The sequence below is a fragment of the Nocardioides sp. Iso805N genome, assembly GCF_000364605.1.
In the GTDB taxonomy this organism is placed as follows: Bacteria; Actinomycetota; Actinomycetes; order Propionibacteriales; family Nocardioidaceae; genus Nocardioides.
In genome coordinates this window covers 35,048-52,194 of the sequence record NZ_KB822582.1, presented here as the reverse complement: position 1 = coordinate 52,194, position 17,147 = coordinate 35,048, and the positions used below count along the sequence as shown (strand labels likewise).

General features: G+C 70.9%; 18 protein-coding genes. 3 read left to right on the top strand and 15 right to left on the bottom strand.

Annotated features, from left to right (window positions below):
• Nucleotides 1-13: 13 nt before the first annotated feature.
• The 4 genes from H036_RS0116360 to H036_RS0116345 form a co-directional block, all read right to left on the bottom strand.
• Nucleotides 14-733 carry a DedA family protein gene (locus tag H036_RS0116360; RefSeq protein ID WP_017935882.1) on the bottom strand — a complete coding sequence of 240 codons (720 nt, stop codon included), beginning with the start codon at nucleotides 731-733 and terminating at the stop codon, nucleotides 14-16.
• A gap of 105 nt (nucleotides 734-838) precedes the next feature.
• A complete protein-coding gene (locus H036_RS0116355) occupies nucleotides 839-1,825 on the bottom strand; it encodes a PDR/VanB family oxidoreductase (RefSeq protein ID WP_017935881.1) in 987 nt (328 codons plus the stop codon).
• On the bottom strand, nucleotides 1,822-2,094 hold the full coding sequence (locus H036_RS0116350; RefSeq protein ID WP_081615585.1) for a hypothetical protein: 273 nt from the start codon (nucleotides 2,092-2,094) through the stop codon (nucleotides 1,822-1,824). Before H036_RS0116350 ends, H036_RS0116355 begins: the two co-directional genes overlap by 4 nt.
• Nucleotides 2,094-3,173 (bottom strand): Rieske 2Fe-2S domain-containing protein, encoded by a 1,080-nt coding sequence (locus H036_RS0116345; protein WP_017935879.1) that lies wholly within the window; start codon nucleotides 3,171-3,173, stop codon nucleotides 2,094-2,096. The genes H036_RS0116350 and H036_RS0116345 overlap by 1 nt, the downstream gene beginning before the upstream one ends.
• Before the next feature lie 103 nt (nucleotides 3,174-3,276).
• Between H036_RS0116345 and H036_RS0116340 the strand changes: the two genes are divergently transcribed.
• Nucleotides 3,277-4,080 (top strand): IclR family transcriptional regulator, encoded by an 804-nt coding sequence (locus H036_RS0116340; RefSeq protein WP_017935878.1) that lies wholly within the window; start codon nucleotides 3,277-3,279, stop codon nucleotides 4,078-4,080.
• Between the two features lie 90 nt (nucleotides 4,081-4,170).
• On the opposite strand, the gene H036_RS23225 is transcribed toward H036_RS0116340, so the two are convergent.
• The 8 genes from H036_RS23225 to H036_RS0116300 all read right to left on the bottom strand — a co-directional run bounded on the left by H036_RS23225 (nucleotide 4,171) and on the right by H036_RS0116300 (nucleotide 13,107).
• Nucleotides 4,171-5,790, bottom strand: a complete 1,620-nt coding sequence (locus H036_RS23225; RefSeq protein ID WP_017935877.1) for an MFS transporter — start codon at nucleotides 5,788-5,790, stop codon at nucleotides 4,171-4,173.
• An 88-nt stretch (nucleotides 5,791-5,878) separates the two neighbouring features.
• Complete coding sequence (locus H036_RS23220; RefSeq protein ID WP_017935876.1) at nucleotides 5,879-6,364, bottom strand: MarR family winged helix-turn-helix transcriptional regulator; 486 nt, start codon at nucleotides 6,362-6,364, stop codon at nucleotides 5,879-5,881.
• 58 nt (nucleotides 6,365-6,422) lie between these two features.
• Complete coding sequence (locus H036_RS25475) at nucleotides 6,423-7,286, bottom strand: amidohydrolase family protein (RefSeq protein ID WP_026146114.1); 864 nt, start codon at nucleotides 7,284-7,286, stop codon at nucleotides 6,423-6,425.
• Between the two features lie 17 nt (nucleotides 7,287-7,303).
• Nucleotides 7,304-8,833 carry an acyl-CoA synthetase gene (locus H036_RS25470; protein ID WP_017935874.1) on the bottom strand — a complete coding sequence of 510 codons (1,530 nt, stop codon included), beginning with the start codon at nucleotides 8,831-8,833 and terminating at the stop codon, nucleotides 7,304-7,306.
• Nucleotides 8,830-9,810, bottom strand: a complete 981-nt coding sequence (locus H036_RS0116315) for a 3-hydroxyacyl-CoA dehydrogenase NAD-binding domain-containing protein (protein WP_017935873.1) — start codon at nucleotides 9,808-9,810, stop codon at nucleotides 8,830-8,832. Before H036_RS0116315 ends, H036_RS25470 begins: the two co-directional genes overlap by 4 nt.
• Complete coding sequence (locus H036_RS0116310) at nucleotides 9,807-11,834, bottom strand: acetoacetate--CoA ligase (protein WP_017935872.1); 2,028 nt, start codon at nucleotides 11,832-11,834, stop codon at nucleotides 9,807-9,809. The genes H036_RS0116315 and H036_RS0116310 overlap by 4 nt, the downstream gene beginning before the upstream one ends.
• Nucleotides 11,831-12,622 (bottom strand): crotonase/enoyl-CoA hydratase family protein, encoded by a 792-nt coding sequence (locus tag H036_RS0116305; protein ID WP_017935871.1) that lies wholly within the window; start codon nucleotides 12,620-12,622, stop codon nucleotides 11,831-11,833. Before H036_RS0116305 ends, H036_RS0116310 begins: the two co-directional genes overlap by 4 nt.
• A gap of 179 nt (nucleotides 12,623-12,801) precedes the next feature.
• On the bottom strand, nucleotides 12,802-13,107 hold the full coding sequence (locus H036_RS0116300; RefSeq protein ID WP_157417490.1) for a hypothetical protein: 306 nt from the start codon (nucleotides 13,105-13,107) through the stop codon (nucleotides 12,802-12,804).
• Nucleotides 13,108-13,218: 111 nt separating this feature from the next.
• Between H036_RS0116300 and H036_RS23215 the strand changes: the two genes are divergently transcribed.
• Nucleotides 13,219-13,878: a TetR/AcrR family transcriptional regulator gene (locus tag H036_RS23215; RefSeq protein WP_017935869.1), complete on the top strand. Its 660-nt coding sequence runs from the start codon at nucleotides 13,219-13,221 to the stop codon at nucleotides 13,876-13,878.
• A 45-nt stretch (nucleotides 13,879-13,923) separates the two neighbouring features.
• A complete protein-coding gene (locus tag H036_RS0116290) occupies nucleotides 13,924-14,241 on the top strand; it encodes a chorismate mutase (protein WP_017935868.1) in 318 nt (105 codons plus the stop codon).
• 9 nt (nucleotides 14,242-14,250) lie between these two features.
• Here H036_RS0116290 and H036_RS23210 read toward each other — a convergent pair whose 3' ends face one another.
• The 3 genes from H036_RS23210 to H036_RS0116275 all read right to left on the bottom strand — a co-directional run bounded on the left by H036_RS23210 (nucleotide 14,251) and on the right by H036_RS0116275 (nucleotide 17,130).
• Entirely contained in the window at nucleotides 14,251-15,831 is a 1,581-nt protein-coding gene (locus H036_RS23210) for a sensor histidine kinase (protein ID WP_017935867.1), read from the bottom strand.
• Nucleotides 15,828-16,556, bottom strand: a complete 729-nt coding sequence (locus H036_RS0116280) for a response regulator transcription factor (RefSeq protein ID WP_017935866.1) — start codon at nucleotides 16,554-16,556, stop codon at nucleotides 15,828-15,830. Before H036_RS0116280 ends, H036_RS23210 begins: the two co-directional genes overlap by 4 nt.
• A gap of 133 nt (nucleotides 16,557-16,689) precedes the next feature.
• On the bottom strand, nucleotides 16,690-17,130 hold the full coding sequence (locus H036_RS0116275; RefSeq protein WP_017935865.1) for a VOC family protein: 441 nt from the start codon (nucleotides 17,128-17,130) through the stop codon (nucleotides 16,690-16,692).
• Nucleotides 17,131-17,147 lie beyond the last annotated feature (17 nt).

The window sequence follows — 17,147 nt, the reverse complement described above, 5'->3', positions numbered from 1 at the left end:
ATGGAGTTCGACGTCAAGGCATCGTGGCCGTGCTGCGCCGACGGCGGATCTGGACGCCGATCACCACCACGACGACGGCGACGGCCAGCAGCGTGGAGTAGTGGTCGATCCGGTCAATGACGTCGACGGCCGGCTTGCCGATGGCGTAGCCGAGGCCGACGATCGGGCCGACCCACAGCAGCGTGCCGAGCGCGTCCAGGGCCAGGAAGGTGCGTAGTCGCATCCCCGAGAGGCCGGCGGCCACGTAGATCAGCAGCGACGGCAGCGGCAGGTAGTAGGCCAGCACGACCGCCGCCGGTCCGAATCGCTCGGCCATCCGCTCGAGCCGAGCCGTCCGCAGCTCGCGTCGTGCCATGCCGCGCGGCGATGAGTCGCTGCCCAGGACCAGGTGCAGCGCGCGATCTCCCCAGCGCCGGCCAGCCCACCAGAAGACCCAGTCGAACATCATCGAGCCGGGGATGGCGATGACGACCGCGACCCACAGCGGCAGCTCGCCCAGCCGGCTGTGAGCCCCGACCGTCACCTCGGCCAGGGTCGACCCGCCGACGATCTCGAGCAGCAGGGGGTGCGACCCGATCAGAGCGGGCACGAGCGGCCACATCGCGAGCGAGTACGCGACGTAGAGGCCGATCAGCAGCACGATGGTGGTGTCAGCCCGTTCGGCGCTGTCACCCCAGGGAGTCGGCACTCGGCCAGGCGCCTGCGGCTCCGGGTCGTCAGAGGCGAAGGTCATCGGGTCGAGTCTCCCACCCGGCAGGTCACGCACTCGCTCACGCGACCCAGTCGCGGACCTACTCGCGCCGTCACTCCGCCTCGGCGGTGGAGTGGCGCGCCGCCCTCAGAGCTCGAGTACCAGCTTCGGGCACCCGCCCGCGGCCCGCGACACGCAGACGTACATCACGTCGTTCGCGTTCCGCTCGGCCGGGGTAAGGATCGAGTCGCGGTGGTCCACGGTGCCGGCGAGCACGCCGGTCTCGCAGGTGCCGCAGGTGCCCTCCTGGCAGGAGGAGAGGACCTGTACGCCGGCGGCCCGGACGGTCTCCAGGATCGACTGGTCCGCGGCGACGGTCAGGGTCAGGCCCGCGTCGGCGAGCTCGACCTCGAACGAGCCGTCGTCGTCGGAGTGCAGCTCCTCCTTCGGCGCGAAGTGCTCCATGTGCACCAGCCCCTCGGGCCAGCTCGCGCAGAGGTCGGTGACAGCGTTGAGCAACGGGGCCGGCCCGCAGCAGTAGACCATCGTGCCTTCCTCCGGGGCAGGCAGCAGGTCGGCCAGGGGGAGCAGGCCCTCCTGGTCCTGCGGGTGCAGCCCCACCCGCGAGCCGTACGCCGCGACGAGCTCGTCGGCGAACGCCATCGAGGCTCGCGTCCTGCCGCCGTACGCGAGCCGCCAGTCGGCCCCGGCGGCCTCGGCCGCGGCGATCATCGGCAGCATCGGCGTGATGCCGATGCCACCCGCGATGAACAGGTAGGACGCCGCCGGGACGAGCGGGAAGTGGTTGCGCGGTCCGCGCACCCGCACCAGGTCGCCCTCGGCGAGCTTGTCGTGCACGTAGGTCGATCCACCGCGCCCCTCGGCCTCGCGCAGCACCGCCACGCTCCATGCCGAGGTCTCGGCCACCTCGCCGCACAGCGAGTACTGCCGCACCAGGTCGCCGACGTGCAGGTCGACGTGGGCGCCGGGCAGCCAGCTCGGCAGGGCCGCGCCGGCGGGGTCCACCAGCCGCAGTCGGCGGACGTCGTCCGCGGGGGCGTCGATCCTCTCGACACGCAGCTCGAGCTCGTGCTCGGTGGCCGGGTCGACGTGATGCTCGTCGTGGCCGGTCATGACTTCACCAGCTCACGTACGGCGGAGTCGCTGCCGACCGGCGGCGTACCCCCGTCGGGGGCATCCCCGGGGCCGTGGGTGTCGGGGTGCGCGAGCAGCCAGTCCCACAGCTCGATCGGGTCGGTGGCCTCGTGCGGGACGCCGCACCAGCAGTAGCCCACCAGCACGTCGGTGTTGAGCTTCCACACCACGCGGTAGACGGTGCGGCCGGTGAGCATCCGCGATGGCGGCGGCAGGTCCGCTCGGACCGGGGTGTGTGGCTCAGCCATCAGACGGTCCCCGCGACGGCCGGCGCAGCTGCCGGTGCGGCTGACGGCGCCTCGCCGGCGGCGATCAGCTTCTTCAGGATCCGCCGGGCGGCGAGGCCGCCGGTGTCGATGTTGATCGACAGCTCCTGGTAGTTCTCCTTCTCGCCCTCGACGACCTCCTCGAGGATGTTGAGCGCGACCACGTCCTGCATCACCACGGTGTGGTTGTTGGTGGCGAGGTACTCGGTGACCTTCTCGTCGCCCAGCGCGAAGTCGCGCGCCACCATCCAGAAGTCGTGCGTGGAGTGCTCGGTCTCCGGCGTGATCCCGTAGGTGACCTCGACGTGGAAGGCCTTGTCGTCCGGGCCGTCCTCCGGCGGGAGTACGCCGGCGGGCGCGATCCGGCTGTGCAGCAGGTAGAGGCACGGCGCGTGGTACTCGACGTCCTGCCAGCGGATGATCCGACCCCCGATGCCGGTGGAGTTCGCGTAGAACGGCGGGCACTCCGCGTCGTCCATGTGCCGGCTGACGTAGACGACGTTCGCCTCCTCGTCGACCTCGGTGGTGATTGGCGTCTCGGCGACCTCGGGGGTGCCGATGTAGCCGCCGTGCAGGTAGGTCTCGTGCGAGAGGTCCATCAGGTTGTCGACCAGCAGGCCGTAGCGGCCCTGGATCGGCTCACGACCGCGGACGACGGTGTAGTCCGGGCTGTCGAGCCACGGTGCGCGCGGGATCAGCGCGGTGTCGGCCAGGTCGGAGTCGCCGATCCATACCCACACGAACGAGTCCTGCTCGTGCACCGGGAAGGAAGGCACGCGAGCGGCCCGGGGGATCCGCTTCTGCGCAGGGGCGGCGACGCAGCTGCCGCTCTTGTCGTAGGTGAAGCCGTGGTACCCGCAGATGATCTGGTCGTCCTTGAGGTGGCTCAGCGAGAGCGGGTAGCGGCGGTGGACGCAACGGTCGGCGAGACCGACCACCTCGCCCTCCGAGGTCCGGTAGAAGACCAGCGGCTCGTCGCAGATCGTGCGACCGAGCAGCCCTTCCTCGATCTCGCTGCTGTAGGCGGCGATGTACCACTGGTTGAGCGGCCAACTAGGCATGAGAGCTCCTGAGGACTGAGGGAAGTCGATGTAGTAGACGATGCGTCGCCGACCGTGACGCCCGACACATGCTTTCCGGCTACCGGAAGACATACTGGGTCTTGTGCCTGCCTCTGCCGATGCCGCGTCGCTGACCACCAAGACGCTCGACGTGCTCGCCGCCTTCTCCAGCGCGCAGCCGCGGCTGAGCCTGTCCGAGGTCAGTCGCCGCACCGGGCTGGCGCTGACCACGACACACCGGATCGTGAGCGATCTGGTGGCTTGGGGAGCCCTGGAGCGGACCGATGCAGGCGACTACGAGCTCGGCCTGCGCCTGTGGGAGATCGCCTCGCTGGCGCCGCGCGGGCTGCCGCTGCGCGAGGTGGCGCTCCCGATCATGGAGGACCTCTACGAGGCCACCCACGAGAACGTGCAGCTCGCGGTCCGCGACCACCTCGACATCGTCTACCTGGAGCGGCTCACCGGGCGCAACGCCGTACCTGTCCTGACGCGGGTGGGCGGTCGCTTCGCGATGCACTCGACAGGTGTCGGGCTGGTGCTGCTCGCGCACGCGCCGGCGGCGGTGCAGGAGGAGGTGCTCGGAGGCCGGTTGCGTCGCTGGACCCCGCACACGGTCACCGACGCGGGGCATCTGCGCGCCGTGCTGGCAGACGTACGCCGCAGCGACGTCGCGATCAGTGATCGTCAGGTGACCTCCGACGCGGTGTCGGTGGCGTGTCCGGTGCGGGGAGCCGACGACAGCGTCGTGGCGGCGCTGTCGGTGGTCTTCCACGCCGAGGGCCGGATCTCTCCGCAGGCCATCACGCCGGCGTTGCGCGCGGCCAGCCGGACGATCTCACGGCTGCTCGGCTCGCCGACCGCGCGGCAGCAGCCGCGTGGCTCGCGCCGCCGGCGCGGCGGCGCGTGACGTCGAGAGGTCAGTTTCGGGGGGTTGAGTGTCCAGACGAGCTGGACACTCAACGCCCGAAACTGACCTCTCGACGTTGGGGGTGGGATGTCACTGCGGCGCAGAGGCCTCCGCGCCCGCGACGAAGGTGTGGCTCTGCTGCCGGCCACCGAGCATCAGCGCGGCGATCAGAGCGGCGGCCAGGGCGGCGATGCCGCAGACCAGGTAACCGATCGAGTAGGCGTGCGACAGTGCGTGGAAGGCGACCTCCTTGAGCGGGTTCGGCGGGTTCGGGATCGCGTTCGCACCCAGCGGGCCGGAGTTCACCACGCCCTGCAGCTCAGGCGGGAGGGCGTTGACCTTCTGCTGCAGAGCGGGATCGCCGGCAAGCTTGGCGGAGATCGCGTTCGCGGCGTTGGTCAGTGCGATCGCACCGACGATGGCCGGACCGAGTGTCAGGCCGAAGTCGCGCAGCATGCTGGTCGCACCACTGGCCATGCCGGCCTTGTCGGTCGGGACGCTGTTGACCGCGACCACGGTGATAGCGGTGACGGCGGTCTTGAAGCCGGCGCCGATCACCAGCAGCGGGATGGCCATCACCCAGACACCGGGATGCGTGGCCGCCGGGATCGCGGCCAGGGCGACGTCGCCGATGCCGATCAGGGCCATGCCGGTGGCGAGCACCCAACCGGGGTTGTAGCGCTGCAGCACCTTCGCGCTGACCGGGAAGAGCACCACACCCATGATGTTGAGCAGGATGAAGCCGCCAGCGGTCTTCAGCGGCGAGTAGTTGAGGATCGCGGAGAGCCGGATGCTGGTGGCGTAGGCGGTGCCGAGGTAGGCGAACATGCCGAGCACCGTCACCACGGCCGAGACGGTGAACATCCGGTTGCTGAACAGGGAGAGCTGGATCAGCGGCTTGTCGACGCGCTGCTCGATCAGCACGAAGGCGACCATGAAGACGACAGCGATGACGAAGCTGCCGATGACGCGGGCGCTGCTCCAGCCGTCCTCAGCGCCCTGGATCACGCCGAACAGGAGGGCGAAGAGCGAGATGGCGATGGTGATCTGTCCGGGCCAGTCGAGCGAACGGCCGACCGGCGAGGAGGAGTTCTCGGCTGCGATGAAGGTGATCAGTGCGCTGACCGCGGCCAGAACGGCCATCGCCAGGAAGGCGTAGCGCCAGCTGGCGAACTCACCGCCGGAGTGGTTGAGCTTGGCGAGCAGGCCGCCGATCAGCGGCGACATGAAGCCGCCGGCGGTCAGGGCCGCTGCCCAGATCGAGATGGCGTGCGCGCGATCCCTGATCGTGTGGGTGCCTGCGGCGATCATCGCCACCGACGTCGGGAAGATGGCTGCTGCGCCCAGGCCGGAGATGACCTGGCCGGTGAGCAGCACGCCTACCCCGCCGTCGGGGGTGAAGTAACCGAACAGGCCACCGATCACCATCAGCAGCGAGCCGATCGCCAGGAGTCGCTTGCGACCGAAGAGGTCGCCGACGACTCCGAAGGAGAGCTCGAAGAGGGTCACCGGCACCAAGAAGGCATCGGAGACCCAGGTCAGCTGGGTCGAGGTGGTCCCGAGGTCCTGATTGATATAGCCGTTGATGACGGCAGGGATGCTGACGCCGACCTGGGCGACGAAGCACGCGCTGATAGCGGCAAGAAGGGTGCCTGCGGTCAGCTTGGGCAACATCCCAGGGGCACCGGAGGATGCGACGGTCTCACTCATAAGTGTGAAGCAAACCACATCGGAATCCTGATGTACAGGTTTCCTGATTAATATCTTCGGCGTCCCGTTTCAGACGAGAAAGGCCAGGTCAGGGCCGGTCTTCGGGGCTTGCGCCGGGGTGCCGCAGGGCCTGACGGCACTGCTCCAGGGCGAGCCGTAGGGTGTCCGCGTCGGCGTCGGTCATCAGCGAGAGCATCTGCTGCTCCAGGGCCGCGGCGCCGGGGCGCAGGTCGTCGAGCAGCCGCTGACCCGCGGGCGTCAGCGCGATCACCAGCCGTCGCCGATCGGCCGGGTCGCGGTGCCGCTCGATCAGGCTGCGGCCGAGCAGGGCGGTCACCATGTCCGCCATGCTCTGCGCGGTCACGAAGGAGAGCCGCGCGAGATGGGCGGCGGTCAGGTCGGGGTGTCGCTCGAGCACCGTCAGCGCGGTGTACTGCAGTGCGGTCAGGCCGACCGGCCGGGCCAGCTCGTCCAGCTCCGCACGTACGGCGAGCTCGACCTGCTTCATCAGGTAGAGCAGCGTCGGTGGGGCAGCGGTCGGCTGCCGGTCCGTCGCCGCAGCGGTGTCCGTCATCGCAGCCCCTCCTCCGCGCCGGCGCGACGCCGGCAGAGCGCAGTCATCCTAGGGACCCTCAGCCGAGCCCCAGCACGCCGGCGGCGTTCTGCTTCAGGATGCCCGGTAGCACCGCCTCGTCGACCAGGCCGGTGAAGTCCTCCAGCCAGCGCTCCGGGGTGATCAGCGGGTAGTCGCTGCCGAAGAGCACCTTGTGCCGCAGCATCCCGCCGGCAGCGCGGACGAGCTCGGGCGGGAAGTACTTCGGTCGCCAGCCGGACAGGTCGATGAAGACGTTCGCCTTGTGCGTCGCCATCGAGATCGCCTCGCCCTGCCACGGCACCGACGGGTGCGCCAGGATCACGGTCAGTCCGGGGAAGTCGGCGGCGACGTCGTCGAGCAGGATCGGGTTGGAGTAGCGCAGCTTGATCCCGCGCCCGCCCGGCAATCCAGCGCCGATGCCGTTCTGGCCGGTGTGGAACAGCGCCGGCACGCCGAGCTCCTCCAGCGCCGCCCAGAGCGGGCGGAAGGTCGGGTCGTCGGGGGAGAAGGCCTGCAGGCTGGGGTGGAACTTGAACCCGCGGACGCCGTACTCCTCCACGAGCATCCGTGCCCGTCGCACCGCCGTCTCGCCCTGGTGAGGGTCCACCGACCCGAACGGGATCAGTACGTCGGCATGCGCGGCCGCGGCCTCCGCGATCTCCTCGCTCGACAGCGCCGGGTGGCCGGTCGCGGTGGTGGCGTCGACGGTGAAGACGACCGCCGCCATCCCGGCTGCCCGATACCGGACGGCGAGGTCCTCGACGGTGGGCGTGCGGCTCTCCGCGCCCTTGAAGTACGCCGCGGAGGCGTCCATCAGCTCGTCGTCGAGCGAGTGGTGACCGTGGCCGTCGGCCTCGACGTGGACGTGGACGTCGAGCGCCGTGATCGCCTCGAGGTCGATGCGGGGCTGATAGCGGGTCACTGGGTTGCCTCTCGGAGTCGGGACTTCACCAGCTTGCCGGACGCGTTGTGCGGCAGCTCGGGCAGGAAGACGATGGAGCGGGGGAGCTTGTAGCGCGCCAGCCGGCCGTCGAGGTGGGCGAGGAGCGCCGACTCGTCGAGATCGGCGCCGGCGCGGACCACGACGTAGGCACGACCCACCTCGCCCCAGCGCTCGTCGGGCACGCCGATCACGGCGCACTCGGCGATGTCGGGGTGGCTGTGCAGGGCCTGCTCGACCTCGGCGGGATACACGTTCTCGCCGCCGGAGATGTACATGTCCTTGAGCCTGTCGACGATGCGGAGGTAGCCCTCCTCGTCGCGTACCGCCAGGTCGCCGGTGTGCAGCCAGGCCTCCTGACCGGGCCCGGTGTCGAAGGCGGCTGCGGTGGCCAGGTCGTCCTGCCAGTAGCCGGGGGAGACGTTGGGACCCGATACCAGCACCTCGCCGAGCTCGTCGACCTCGGTCTCGCGCTCGCCGCGCACTCCCTGGGCGACCACCCGGACGTCGGTGAAGAAACAGGCGGTGCCGGCCGAGCCGAGCTTGCGGACCCCGTCGGCCGCGCGCAGCATCGTCGTACCAGGGGAGGCCTCGGTCAGGCCGTAGCCCTGGACGATCATGAGGCCGCGGTCGAGCCAGGTGTGCAGCAGAGACTCGGGGATCGGCGCGCCGCCGCTGAGAGCAAGGCGCAGGCTGTCGAGGTCGGCCTCGCCGAACCGCGGGGCGGCGGCCAGGGCGAGGTACATCGAGGTGACCCCGAAGAGCAGGCTGACCCTCATCGACTCGATCAGGTCGATCGCGCGGACGGGGTCGAACTTCGCCTCGACCAGCGCCGTGCCGCCCTTGAGGACGGTCGGGAACAGCACCTGGTTGAGCGCCGCGGTGTGGAACAGCGGCGCGGTGACCAGCGCGATCTCCTCGTTGGTCAGGTCGATGTCGACGAGCAGGTTGTAGACGTTCCAGATCACGTTGCCATGGGTGAGCATCACGCCCTTGGGACGCCCGCTCGTGCCGGAGGTGTACTGGATCATGAAGAGGTCGTCGAGCCCGATCGGCTCGTCGATCTCGGTCTCCTCGGCGCTCTTGAGGCCGTCGAGGCCCGCACCGCTCGCGCGCGAGAAGACCACCGTGTCGATGCCGAGGCCGGCGATCGCCGGGTCCTCGGTCGGGCCGGCCAGGACGTCCTCGACGAGCAGCAGGCTCGCGCCGCTGTGGCTGAGCACGTGCACCAGCTCCGGGGTCGCCAGCCGGGTGTTGACCGGCACGAAGACGCTGCCGAGCTGAGCGGTGGCGAACATCGCCACCACCATCTCGATCGAGTTGAGCCCCAGGAACGCGACCCGGTCGCCGCGCTGCACGCCCCGCTGCCGCAGCCCGTGGGCCATCCGGGTCGCACCCCGGTGGAGGTCGGCGTACGTCGTCGGCACGTCGTCTTGGACCAGGGCCGCCTTCGCCGGTGTCATCCGGGCGCGGCGGCGGGTCCAGGAGCCGAGGCCGTTGTCCCTCATCGCGCCTCATCCCCGTGGTCGCCGAGCTGGTCCCGGTCGCCGAGCTGGTCGAGGTCGCCGAGACCGACGCGCTGCTTGAGCGCGATCAGCTCACGCAGGGCACGGTCCCGCCGGGCGAGTACGTCGCGCTCGCGGCCGGCCATCTCGACGCGCACGCCGTCGACCAGCTGCGCGGTGAGCTCGGGCGTGAGCTCGGGAGCGCCGAGGTCGTCCCACCAGTCCACCATCGGCGGACCGAGGTGCTCGAGCACGTGCGCCATGCCGCCGGGGCCGCCGGAGAGGTGCTGGGTGGCGATCGGTCCGAGCAGCGCCCAGCGCAGGCCGGGGCCGGACGCGACCGCCTGGTCGAGATCGGCGACGGTGATGGCACCGCGGCGGACCAGGTCGTAGGCCTCGCGCCACAGCGCCGACTGCAGCCGGTTGACGACGTGTCCGGGCAGCTCGGCGCGCACCCGCACCGGGCGGCGGCCGAGGAGCGTCATCGCGGTCATGGTCGCCTCGATGGTCTCCTCGGAGGTCATCCTGCCGCCGACCACCTCCACCAGGGGCACCAGGTGCGGCGGGTTGAAGGGGTGCGCCACCACCACGCGCTCGGCGTGGCGGCAGGCGTCCTGGAAGGCGCTCGGGCCGAAGCCGGACGAGCTGCTGGCCAGCACGACGTCGGGCGCTGCCGCCTCGTCGAGGGCGGCGAAGAGCTCGCGCTTGAGATCGACCCGCTCGGGGCCGGACTCGATGACCAGGTCGGCCAGCGCAGCTGCCTCGGCGGCGTCGGTGTGGACGTGGAGCCGGTCGAGGGCGCCGATGTCGGTATCGAGCTCGACCAGATGGGCGCCGACAGCGGCCCGGAGCCGTTCGTCGGTCGCCGGGTCGGGGTCGGCGGCGTGCACGGTCAGGCCCTTGGCCAGCACCAGCGCGGTCCAGCTGCCGCCGATCGAGCCGGCTCCGACCACCGCGACGGTGCTGATGTCGGTCCTCATGCGTGGGTCTCCTGCTGGTCTGCGTCGTGCTGGGGCGCCAGGGCGATGAAGGCGTCGAGCACGCTCGGGTCCGCGAGGGCGTCCCGGCTCACCACCTGGGTCACCGGTGTGCCCTGAAGGATGCGCTTGACCGGCAGCTCGAGCTTCTTGCCGGTCAGGTTGCGCGGGATCGCCGGGACGCCGACGATCCGGTCCGGGACGTGCCGCGGCGAGAGTGCCGTGCGCAGCGCGGTCCGGATGGTGCCCGTCAAGGCATCGTCGAGTCCGGCCAGATCCGGCGTCGTGGCGACGAAGAGGATCAGCTCGCCGTTGCCGCCGGCCGGGTCCTCCAGATGCACGACCAGGCTGTCGGCGATGCCGGGCAGCTCCTCCACGACGCGGTAGAACTCCGCAGTGCCGAGCCGTACGCCACCGCGGTTGAGGGTGGCGTCGCTGCGGCCGGTGACGACGCAGCTGCCGTCGGGCTCGAAGACGATCCAGTCGCCGTGCCGCCAGATGCCGGGATAGGTGTCGAAGTAGGTGTCGCGCAGCCTGGTGCCGTCGGCGTCGCCCCACAGGCCGATCGGCATGGACGGCATCGGCGCCGTGACCACCAGCTCGCCGGGCTCGCCGATCACCTCGCGACCCCCCTCGTCGTACGCGTGCACGTCGACGGCGAGGGCGCGACCGGAGATCATCCCGGCCCGGACGGGCAGGAGCGGGTTGTTCTGCACCAGGCCGCTGCACACGTCGGTGCCGCCGCTGCCGACGTTGAGCTGCACGTGTGCGCCGAGCTGCTCGCCGATCCAGGCGTAGCCCTCCGGCGGCAGCGGCGAGCCGGCCGAACCGACGACGCGGATCCTGAGATCGAGGTCGCGCAGGTCGAGACCGGCGGCGCGGCAGGCCATCACGAAGCCGGGGCTCGCGCCCATCAGCGTCGCACCTGTCTGCTCGGCCAGGCGCCACTGCCAGGCAAGATCGGGGTACGCCGGGTCGCCGTCGAGCATCACGATCGAGGAGCCGACCAGGAGACCGGAGGCCAGGGCGTTCCACATCATCCAGGCGGTGGTGGAGTACCAGAGCATCACGTCGCCGGGGCCGAGATCCCACGAGAGTGCGTGGTTCTTCAGGTGCTCCAGGGTGATGCCGCCGTGGCCGTGCACGATCGCCTTCGGCTTGCCGGTCGTGCCGGAGGAGAAGAGCACCACGAGCGGGTGGTCGAACGGAACCGGTGTCGTCTCGGGGATCGGCTCGGTGACCTCGGCGAGCAGGGTCGGCCACGACGTGGCGCCGGGCACGCGCCACGTGCCGTACTCGATGTCCACGACGTGGCGCACGCTCGGCAGTTCCGCGGTGATCTCGGCGACCTGGTCGCGGCGGTCGACCGGCTTGGCGCCGTACTGGTAGCCACCGGCGACCAGCAGCACGACCGGCTCGACCTGGCCGAACCTGTCGATCACACTGCGCGGGCCGAATTCGATCGCGCAGCTGGTCCACACCGCGCCCAGGCCGGCGGCGGCCAGGAAGGCGACCAGTGCCTCTGGGGTGTTGGGCAGGTATCCGGCGACTCGGTCGCCGGGCCGCACGCCCAGGTCGACGAGGGCGCGCCGAGCGCGCGCGACCTGCTCGCGCAGCTCGGCCCAGGTCAGGTCGATGTCGGGACGCGCCTGCGAGCGGCCGAGGACCGCCGCGGTGTCCTCGGTGCCGGCACCCGCGCCGCGCAATGCCTGCTCGGCGTAGTTGAGCAACGAGCCGGGGAACCAGGTGGCGCCGGGCATGGTGCGCGTCGCCAGTACGGCGCTGCGCTCGCCGTGGTCGGCCACCTCGAAGAAGTCCCAGATCGCCGACCAGAAGCCGTCCAGGTCCTCGACCGACCAGCGCCACAGTCCGTCGTGGTCGCGCAGCTCCAGGCCGCGGTGCTCGTTCACCCAGGTCACGAAGCGGCCCACCTCGGTGGTCCGCAGGACGTCGGCGGGCGGGGTCCAGAGGATGTCCCCGGTGTCGATGCCGGGCTTGCCCTCCGTGTTGCTCGTCTGCTCGCTCACCGGTCGGTCACCTTCTGGGCACGGCCGTCGAGGAACGCCTGCATGCGCTGCTTGGCGTCGTCGGTGCCCTGCGCGATAGCGGCCATCATCGACTCCATCACGTAGCCCTCGCGCGGGTTGGCCTCGGCGATGCGGGGGAGTGCCTGGATGATCGCGTAGTTGGTCTGCGCGGCGTTGTCGGCGATCCGCGTCGCCAGCTCGATCGCGAGGTCGAGGCCGGCGCCGTCGTCCACGACGTACTGGGAGAGGCCGACTGCGGCGCCCTGCTCGGCGTCGTACCGACGGCCGGTCAGCATGAGGTCCGCCATCCTCGCGACGCCGATGAGGCGGGGGATGCGGACCGAGCCGCCGCCACCGACGAACAGGCCGCGCATCCCCTCGGGCAGCGCGTAGAACGTGGAGCGCTCGGCCACCCGGATGTGGGTCGCCGCGGCCAGCTCGAGGCCGCCCCCGATCACGGCGCCCTTGAGCGCGGCGATGACGGGGACCGGTCCGAACTCGATCTGCTCGAACACGCGGTGCCACATCCGCGAGTGGCGTATGCCGCCGAGGGTGTCGCGTTCGGCCATCTCGGCGAGGTCGAGGCCGGCGCAGAAGTGCTCGCCGTCCGCCGCGATCACCACGCTGGCCACGTCCTCGGGCAGCTGGGCGAAGAACCGCTCGATCCCGAGCACCGTCTCGTCGCTGAGCGCGTTGCGCTTCTCGGGTCGGGCGAGGGTGAGCACGGCGACCTTGCCCACGCGCTCGACGCGCAGGGTCGGGGGGAGCTCGACGAGCGGCTGGGACACAGGACCTCCAGAAACGAACAGGAATCCTGATTATTACAGCAGCCGCTCCGGCGCGGCGCAACCACCTACCTCGCGCGGCGACCGGCAGGGTGGCGTGGTGGCGTGGTGGCGTGGTGGCGTGGTGGCGTGGTGGCGTGGTGGCGTGGTGGCGTGGTGGTCGGGCCTGGGGTCGGCGCTTCTCAGCGCGGAGCCGTCGCCCGCGCGGCAGCCGCGCAGTCGCGGCACACCCGGGCCAGCAGGGTGTCCATCCGCAGCTCCCAGAAGGTGTGCCACATCATCGTCGGCTGCCCGCACGCCGTGCGGTGCTCGCCGTTGCGCCGGATGTGGAACGCGCCCCAGGCGCTGCGGCGGCCGTCGAAGAGTCGCTCCGCGTGGCGTGCGGTCAGCAGCCACTCGCTCGCCTTGGCGGCCGGACGAGGGCCGGATGTCCGGGCCGCCGCCCGGGCGTTCGGCGGTGTGGCGCCGGTTACTGGTGCTGTGCTCATGCCCGTCATCCCTCGCTCGGCAACGTGATGCAGTCCTCATTGTGGGACTCAATGTCTTCAAGTGAGACTAAGTCTCAGCAGGCAGAATGTCCATCACCGAAAGGAGCCCTGATGAGTGCTGGCCGTTCCGACATCGTCGAGGCCGCGTTCCGCCTGTTCGCCGAGCGCGGCTACGACGCGACATCCGTCGACGACATCGCCGCGGCGGCGGGGGTGAGCCGCAGTACGTTCTTCCGCTCCTACGGCTCCAAGGAGGCGGTGATCTTCCCGGATCACGATGCGCTCCTGCAGCGCGTCGAGGACCGGCTGCGCAGCTCGCACGCCGACTCCGCGCTCGCCGCGGTCGTCGACGCGGTCAAGATCGTCCTGTTCCACTACGTCGCCGAGGGCGAGCGTGCCCGTGAGCGCTACCGGCTCACCTCCTCCGTGACGGCGCTTCGCGAACGCGAGCTGTGGGGCGGCCTCCGATACCAGCGACTGTTCCGGGCCTATCTCGGCCGCTGGGGCGACGGCTCGGAGGCCGCCGAGCTCAACGCCGAGCTGATGGCGGCCAGCGTGGTCGCGGCGCACAACCGCGTCCTACGGCGCTGGCTGCGCGGCGAGATCGAGGATCCGCAGCGCGAGATCGAGCACGCGCTGGCCGCCGTGCAGCGGACCTTCGCCCCGGGTGGGGCGGGAGCCGTCGGCGCGGTCGTGGTGGTGACCAGCTCGGCACCGCTTGCCCGGATCGAGGCGGCGGTGCGACAGGCCCTGGCGGAGGACGGTTCCTGAGCCCCCGGCTTGGCAACCTCGCCGTCGGCGTGGGTGGATGGTGCCATGACGACGGATGACCCGGGCGCGGAGCTCGCCCGCCTGCGTTCCAGCATCGACAACCTCGACGCCGCGCTGGTGCATCTGCTGGCCGAGCGCTTCAAGTGCACCGAGCAGGTCGGACGGCTGAAGGCGCGGGTTGGGATGCCGCCCGCAGACCCGGGGCGCGAGGCGGCCCAGATCGAGCGGCTGCAGCGGCTCTCGGACGAGAGCGGCCTCGACGCCGCGTTCGCGCAGAAGATCCTCGGCGTGATCATCGCCGAGGTCATCCGCAACCACGAGGCCTTCCAAGGCGCGGAGCCCGGAGCGGGCCAGCAGCACTGAGCCTGCGGGCTACCGCGAGCCCGTGTCGTTGGGGGTCCGCTGCGCGCCCTCGTCGGGACCGGTCGGGGCGGGGTCCGTGCTCATCGCGGGGAGCGACGCGGTGAAGCGCGTCCCCGCCGCGACCGTGCTCACACAGGTGACCGTGCCGGCGTGCGCCTCGACGAGGGACTTGACGATGGCCAGTCCCAGGCCGCTGCCGCCCTGGTCGCGCGAGCGACCGGCGTCGGCCCGGTAGAACCTGTGGAACACCTTGACGACCACGTCCGGTGGCATGCCCGGCCCGTGGTCGGCGACGGTGAGCATCACCCGGCCCGCGTGCACGTCGACTCCCACCTGGATGGGCGACTCGACGGGGGTGTGGTGCAGGGCGTTCGAGAGCAGGTTGGCCAGCACCTGGCGCAGACCGTGCTCGTCTCCGGCGACCACCGGCAACCCGTCCTTCGCCGTACCCGGGTCGAGGTCGATGTGTCGCTCGGGCTGGCGTGCCTGGGCATCGACGACCGCGTCCACGGCGAGACTGAGCAGGTCGACCGGCTCGTGGGCGAGCGGTCGCTGCTGGTCCATCCGGGCCAGGAGCAGCATGTCGTCGACGAGTGCGCCCATCCGCAGTGACTCGGCCTCGACGCGGCTCATCACGGTCCGTACGCCGACGGCATCCTGCATCACGCCGTTGCGCCACAGCTCGGTGTGACCGCGGATGGTCGCGATCGGGGTGCGCAGCTCGTGGCTGGCGTCCGCGACGAAGCGTCGCAGGGTCTCCTCTGAACGCACCCTGGCGGTGAAGCTGCGCTCGATCTGCCCGAGCATGCCGTTCAGAGCCCGGGCGAGGCGGCCGACCTCGGTGCTCCGGCGCTGCTCCGGGACGCGGCGGCTCAGGTCGCCGTCGGCGATCCGCGCCGCGACCTGCTCGATGTCGCGCAGCGGACGCAGCCCGATCGCGGCCACCGCCCAGGACAGCAGGACGGTGAGGGCGAGCACCGCCGCGCTGGTCGAGGCGGAGATGACGGTCAGGCGGTGCACCGTGGCGTCGGCGTCGCTCATCGACACCGCCAGCACCAGGGAGCTCCCGTTCGGCTCCGAGACCACGCGCACCCGCCACCGGGTGTGGGAGTCCTTGCTGTGCACCGTCACCGGTCCGGCAGCGGCCTGCGTCGGCAGTGACTCCAGGTCCGGTGCCGAGCTGCCGAGGCTGGCCCCGATGGTGCACACGGTGGCGCCCTGCTGGTCACGGACGATGATGAGGAAGTCCGAGCGGGCTCGAGCGCTGTTCTTCGAGCTCTGGCACAGCTCGGCGGGCGTCGGTTGACGGCCGAGGTCCGGCCGAGCACCCGAGCCTGCGCTGGGTGCTGAGCTGGGTGCTGAGCTGGGTGCGGAGCTGGGCGCTGAGCTTGGTGCCGCGCCGGGCACAGGGCCGGGGCCGGGCCCCGGGCCGGGCGAGCCGTGCAGTGCCGTGACCTGCGCGTCGACCCGCTCCTGCAGGTAGGAGCGCAGCAGCACGATGCCGGCGATGTTCGCGATCGCGAGTCCGCCGGCGATCAGCACGACCACGCCGACCATCAGCCGGGCACGGATCGAGAGCAACCGCCTCATGGGGCCGCGACGCGCAGCACGTAGCCGACGCCGCGCACGGTCTGGATCAGTGTCGGTTCGGTGACGTCGATCTTGCGTCGCAGATAGCTGATGTAGGAGTCGACGACCGAGGAGTTGCCGCGGAAGTCGTAGCGCCAGACCTGCTCGAGGATGTCGGCCTTGGCGACCACCCGTCCCGCGTTGCGCATCAGGTACAGCAGCAGCGCGTACTCGGTGGGGGACAGGCTCACCTCGGCCCCGCTCCGCCAGACCCGGTGCTGACGGTCGTCCATGACCAGGTCCTCGAGGACCAGCCGGTCCTCGACGGGGGCGAGCTTTCGCCCACGGGTACGCCGCAGCACCGCGCCGACCCGTGCCGCTACCTCCTCGAGCGAGAACGGCTTGGTGATGTAGTCGTCGCCGACCTCCAGCCCCTCGAGCCGGTCCTCCAGCCCGTCGCGCGCGGTGACGAACACCGCGCCCAGGCCGGGGTGCTGCAGGCGGAGCGCCCCCAGCAGCGTGAAGCCGTCGGTGTCGGGCAGCATCACGTCGAGCAGCGCCAGGTCGATCTGGTCGCGGCCCGCGTGGGCACGGGCCTCGGCACCACTCGCAGCACGTAGCACGCGGTGGCCGGCGTGGCTCAGGCTGAGGGCGATCATGTCGAGGATCGGCGGCTCGTCCTCGACGACCAGGATCGTGGCGGCTCCGCCGTCGCCGTACCGATCGCTCGGTTGACTGCCCTGCACTGTTCTCCGCCCTCCACGGCCGCCACCGTGACGGAGCCGAATCTCGCTCGTCACAGCGTGCGGGACAGCAGCGGCCAGATCCAAGGCCCGGCCCGGAAATGCAGGGAATTCCCAGGATTCTCGGATGCGTGGCTCAGCCGACGCGCTGCGCCAGCGCGACGATGATCCCCTCGGGTCCACGGACGTAGGCCATCCGCCACTCGCCCTCGAACTCGCCGATGCCACCGACCAGGCCGTAGCCGTCCTCGGACAGCTGGTCGACGGCCGCCTGCAGGTCCTCGACCTCGAAGGCGATGCTGCGCAGGCCGAGCTCGTTGGCCGGAGCCGCTGCCGGCCCCGGCACGGCCGCTGGCCGCTCGAAGCTCGACAGCTCCACGGCAGTGTCGCCGTCCGGTGGGCGCAGCATCACGATCTCGGTGCGGGCACCGGTCATCCCGATGACGGTGTCGATGAACGCGCCCTCGACGCACGTCCTGCCCTCGACCTCCAGCCCGAGCATCTCGAAGAAGGCGGTCGCGACGTCGAGGTCGGCGACGGTGATGCCGACGTGGTCGAAGCGACGGAGGTGTGCCATGCGGCCATCGTCACACG

Excerpts from the sequence above, each read along its gene's own strand:
- H036_RS0116360 (WP_017935882.1), bottom strand. The coding sequence starts at position 733 with ATGACCTTCGCCTCTGACGACCCGGAGCCGCAGGCGCCTGGCCGAGTG.
- H036_RS0116355 (WP_017935881.1), bottom strand. The coding sequence starts at position 1,825 with ATGACCGGCCACGACGAGCATCACGTCGACCCGGCCACCGAGCACGAG.
- H036_RS0116350 (WP_081615585.1), bottom strand. The coding sequence starts at position 2,094 with ATGGCTGAGCCACACACCCCGGTCCGAGCGGACCTGCCGCCGCCATCG.
- H036_RS25470 (WP_017935874.1), bottom strand. The coding sequence starts at position 8,833 with ATGAGGGACAACGGCCTCGGCTCCTGGACCCGCCGCCGCGCCCGGATG.
- H036_RS23225 (WP_017935877.1), bottom strand. The coding sequence starts at position 5,790 with ATGAGTGAGACCGTCGCATCCTCCGGTGCCCCTGGGATGTTGCCCAAG.
- H036_RS0116300 (WP_157417490.1), bottom strand. The coding sequence starts at position 13,107 with ATGAGCACAGCACCAGTAACCGGCGCCACACCGCCGAACGCCCGGGCG.
- H036_RS0116345 (WP_017935879.1), bottom strand. The coding sequence starts at position 3,173 with ATGCCTAGTTGGCCGCTCAACCAGTGGTACATCGCCGCCTACAGCAGC.
- H036_RS0116315 (WP_017935873.1), bottom strand. The coding sequence starts at position 9,810 with ATGAGGACCGACATCAGCACCGTCGCGGTGGTCGGAGCCGGCTCGATC.
- H036_RS23220 (WP_017935876.1), bottom strand. The coding sequence starts at position 6,364 with ATGACGGACACCGCTGCGGCGACGGACCGGCAGCCGACCGCTGCCCCA.
- H036_RS0116290 (WP_017935868.1), top strand. The coding sequence starts at position 13,924 with ATGACGACGGATGACCCGGGCGCGGAGCTCGCCCGCCTGCGTTCCAGC.
- H036_RS0116275 (WP_017935865.1), bottom strand. The coding sequence starts at position 17,130 with ATGGCACACCTCCGTCGCTTCGACCACGTCGGCATCACCGTCGCCGAC.
- H036_RS23215 (WP_017935869.1), top strand. The coding sequence starts at position 13,219 with ATGAGTGCTGGCCGTTCCGACATCGTCGAGGCCGCGTTCCGCCTGTTC.
- H036_RS23210 (WP_017935867.1), bottom strand. The coding sequence starts at position 15,831 with ATGAGGCGGTTGCTCTCGATCCGTGCCCGGCTGATGGTCGGCGTGGTC.